At 46.3% G+C, this 3,833-nt stretch carries 5 protein-coding genes; all 5 read right to left on the bottom strand.

The genetic code is table 11. The features are described from left to right. Nucleotides 1-959 (bottom strand): bifunctional riboflavin kinase/FAD synthetase (locus DDR33_RS20870; protein ID WP_109417802.1); only part of this gene is annotated, 959 nt, incomplete at its 3' end. A gap of 117 nt (nt 960-1,076) precedes the next feature. Continuing rightward, complete coding sequence (gene truB / locus DDR33_RS20865; protein WP_109417745.1) at nt 1,077-1,814, bottom strand: tRNA pseudouridine(55) synthase TruB; 738 nt, start codon at nt 1,812-1,814, stop codon at nt 1,077-1,079. Next, a complete protein-coding gene (locus DDR33_RS20860; RefSeq protein WP_109417744.1) occupies nt 1,814-2,608 on the bottom strand; it encodes an undecaprenyl-diphosphate phosphatase in 795 nt (264 codons plus the stop codon). Before DDR33_RS20860 ends, truB begins: the two co-directional genes overlap by 1 nt. A 7-nt stretch (nt 2,609-2,615) precedes the next feature. Then, on the bottom strand, nt 2,616-2,846 hold the full coding sequence (locus DDR33_RS20855) for a DUF3098 domain-containing protein (protein WP_109417743.1): 231 nt from the start codon (nt 2,844-2,846) through the stop codon (nt 2,616-2,618). A 4-nt stretch (nt 2,847-2,850) separates the two neighbouring features. Next, a complete protein-coding gene (locus tag DDR33_RS20850) occupies nt 2,851-3,729 on the bottom strand; it encodes a cell division protein FtsX (protein ID WP_109417742.1) in 879 nt (292 codons plus the stop codon). Nucleotides 3,730-3,833: the final 104 nt, after the last annotated feature.

Here is a 3,833-nt window from a genome sequence, read left to right as displayed (position 1 = left end):
TGGTTTTTCATTGTTGCCAGTACGGCTTCCTTATCCTGTGCTATCTGGTGCTGGAGTTCGGAAAGAGAGTTGAATTTCATGTCGCCACGAATGTAGTGAAGAAAGCGGATACGGATCTTCCTGCCGTAAATTTCCTGATCGAAGTTGAAGATGTTGACCTCAATATTGCGGGTCATGCCATTGACTGTGGGGCGGTTGCCGATGTAGGCCATTCCCTGGAGAGGCGAGCTGGTATTGAATCGATCCGGAGTGGCTGCCGGGACATCTGTTATTTCTACAGCATAGATACCATCGGACGGGATGAGTTTGTACTTTTCTTCGACGAGCAGGTTTGCCGTGGGGAATCCGATTTTGCGACCTATCTGATCGCCTTTGATCACTTGTCCATGTAGCTGAAATGGATATCCGAGGAAGTCTGCAGCTGTTTTAACATCACCCTTAAGCAGTGCTTCGCGTACTTTGGTGGAACTTACTGCGACATCATGTATGTCCTGTTCGGGAATCTCTTCTATTTCGTATCGATACAGGGGGGCGTGCTGCTGCAGTAGCCTGAAGTCGCCGGCCCGGTCTTTTCCGAAACGGTGATCGTATCCGATAATGATTTTGCAGGTGCCGATCTTGTCTATGAGGATCTGCCTGATATAATCGGCCGGGGAAAGATTGGAAAAATCTCGTGTAAAAGGCGTGATGATCAGGTGATCTACTCCTAATTGCTCGATCAATTCAGTCTTTTCGGCAATGGTGTTAATGAGCTTGAGGGTTTCGTCTTCAGGATGAAGGATCATCCTGGGGTGGGGGAAAAATGTGAGTATGACGCTTTCTCCCTGCATATTGCGGGCATCTTCTACGAGTCGGGATATGATCTTGCGGTGTCCGATATGTACGCCGTCGAAAGTGCCGATAGTGACAACGGCATTTTTTAACTTGCGGAATTCGTCTATGTGTCTGTAAACTTTCATTTGCCTGTGCAAACTTAGATAAACTTGTTTATATGTAAGTTCAAATAGAGCTGTATAAGAGTAAGTTTACCGGATTTTTACCTGCCCTGGAGTATTTTTTACAGATGAAGCTACTTTTCAATCCTCCTTCATTTCCTGCTCTGTGTCTTTGAGACTTCTGATATGGCGGACGAGTTCCATCACTTCCCATGCCTGGTCGCAGCGGAAGTCGCCGCTCCTGGTTCTCCGAAGTCTCGAAAGGTATGCTCCGTTGCCGAGTGCTTTTCCGAAATCATGGATTAGTGAACGGATGTATGTTCCCTTACTGCAAACTACCCTGAACTCAACTTCAGGAAAGTTGATCGCGGTGATTTCAAAGACACTGATAGTAACGGTGCGCGCTCGCAATTCGACAGCTTCGCCGCGTCTTGCTTTCTGATAGAGGCGCTCGCCTTCAACCTTCACTGCCGAATGGGCAGGCGGGTACTGCTGAATTTCTCCGATGAAGGATTTGCAGGCTGCCTGAATATCCTCTTCCCGGAGATGGGCTGTATCAAAACGGGCATCAATCTCCGTCTCGAGGTCATAGGAAGGGGTGGTGGCTCCGAGCACCATGGTGCCGGTATATTCCTTTTCCTGTGCCTGATATTCGTCGATTTTCTTTGTCAGCTTTCCTGTACAGATAATCAGGAGCCCTGTTGCCAGTGGATCAAGCGTACCGGCGTGTCCTACTTTGAGCTTTAATGGCTTGAAAGCGTTTCTTATTTTGCTGACCACATCGAAACTGGTCCAGCGGTATGGTTTGTTAACTAATAGTAATTCTCCTTCGGGGAAGTTGAACTGCGGAAATTCTTTTGTCTTTTCTTCTGTATCCATTACACGATCTGCAGGTCTTTCCCCGCAAGCAGCAAAATTAATATTATCCCGCCAACTAAGATGCGGTACCATCCGAATACCCTGAATCCGTGTTTGGTTACATAACCGATGAAGGATTTGATGGCTATGATAGCTACGATAAAACCGATAGCATTGCCGAGAAGGAGCATGTTTAATTCATCGCCGTTAATCTGGTGGCCGGTTTTGTAAAAATCCCATATCTTTTTGACGGTTGCTCCAAGCATGGTTGGAACGGCAAGGAAGAAGGAAAATTCGGCTGCGGCTTTGCGGGAAAGTTTCTGTGACATACCGCCGATGATGGTAGCTCCTGATCTTGAAACGCCGGGAAGCATAGCCAGGCATTGCATAAGCCCGATCTTAAACGCTGTGGGGTAACTGATCTGGTCTGTTGACTCGATCTGCGGCTTGTTAAACCACTGGTCGGCATACAAGAGGATGATGCCTCCCAATACGAGCGAGATTGCAACAGCAAGCGGGCTTTCAAGCAGGTCGTCAATCATGTCGCTGAACAATGCTCCGAAGAATATTGCCGGTATGAATGCAACCAGGAGTTTGAAATAAAAATCGAAACTCTGGAAAAAGCGCTTGAAGTAGAGTATCACAACGGAGAGTATCGTTCCGAGTTGTATGGCCACTGTGAAAAGTTTTACAAATGCATTCGACTGAATACCCATGAGGGACGAGCCGATGATCATATGGCCGGTGGAAGATACGGGCAAAAACTCGGTAAGGCCTTCGATGATGGCCAGTATAATTACTTGAAATATGGTCATGGGAATACTATTTACGCTTCTTTAAGATTGCGAAAAAGCCTATTGCAAAGCCAATGAGAACAACGATGGGTGCAAGGACTGTTTTACGGAAATCATAAATATCGGTGGTGCCGGTCATCAGGGCAAAGCCCAGCACGACAACCGCGATACTGATAAGCATCAGCCTGTAATTGCTTTTATCGAAAATGAAGTGAAGCTCTTTGTTCCCTGTGTTTTCAGAGAATAGTTTTTTTGCCATTATCTTATCTGTAAAGGTTGTAAATTTTTAACCGTAAGTATTTGCTGACAGCGAAATAAGTACTTAAACCGGAGATGAGTATTCCTATTATTACGACAGCTGCGAAGACTGCACCGAATTCAAACCAGTTGCGGAGAACGATGAGTTCGGGGATCTGTTGCTGTGCCAGGTAGAGGGTTAGAAGAAGCAGGATGACGGCAATCAGACCTCCCAGGAAGCCATGTAGGATACCATATCCAAGGAAGGGGCGGCGTATGAAGCCCCTGGTTGCGCCTACCAGCTGCATGCTTTTGATGAGGAAGCGTTGCGAATAGATGGCGAGGCGGATCGTGTTGTTGATCAGTGCTACTGCGATAATGAGAAGCACGGCTGCAAATGCCAGAATGACCAGACCGATAATGCGGATATTCTGATTGACCATGTCAATCAGTGATTTCTGATAGATCACTTCCTTTACGAGCGGATTTTTTGTCAACTGATTGCTGAAGGCCTGAATGCTTTCATTGTTGGCGTGTTCTGCCTTCATATACACATCAATAGTCGAGAGAAGCGGGTTGTAGCCCAGAAACTGGAGGAAATCTTCCCCAAGGTCCTTTTGCAGGTTCTGAGCTGCGATTTCTTTACTTACATATTGGGTGTGCAGAACGTAGGGATGGGTATCAATCTGCTTTTGAAGGCTTAGCACGTCCACTTCTTTTGCACCATCGCTTACTATAATATTGAGTACAATGTTTTCTTTTACGTAGTTGGATAAATTGCGTGCGTGGACGAGCATCAGGCCTAGCAATCCGATCATCAACAGCACCAGGGCGATGCTGATCACTGTTGAAATATATACCTGCTTTGTCTTTCTAGAAGAAGCGCTTACTTCAAATTCTTCCATAGTTGCCGTTTGAGTATGCGAAAGTAGTAAATTATGTTGGAAAAACATTTATACGCTGCCATTATACTCCTGCTGCGCATCTCCACTTCCCTCTTGACCCTCTC

It is taken from the genome of Pararcticibacter amylolyticus, from assembly GCF_003130405.1.
Lineage (GTDB): Bacteria > Bacteroidota > Bacteroidia > Sphingobacteriales > Sphingobacteriaceae > Arcticibacter > Arcticibacter amylolyticus.
Note: the sequence above shows the minus strand (reverse complement) of the source record. Positions and strands in the feature narration are given on the sequence as shown.

Coding starts and splice junctions, on each gene's coding strand:
- DDR33_RS20855 (WP_109417743.1), bottom strand. CDS start 2,846: ATGGCAAAAAAACTATTCTCTGAAAACACAGGGAACAAAGAGCTTCAC.
- DDR33_RS20860 (WP_109417744.1), bottom strand. CDS start 2,608: ATGACCATATTTCAAGTAATTATACTGGCCATCATCGAAGGCCTTACC.
- truB (WP_109417745.1), bottom strand. CDS start 1,814: ATGGATACAGAAGAAAAGACAAAAGAATTTCCGCAGTTCAACTTCCCC.
- DDR33_RS20850 (WP_109417742.1), bottom strand. CDS start 3,729: ATGGAAGAATTTGAAGTAAGCGCTTCTTCTAGAAAGACAAAGCAGGTA.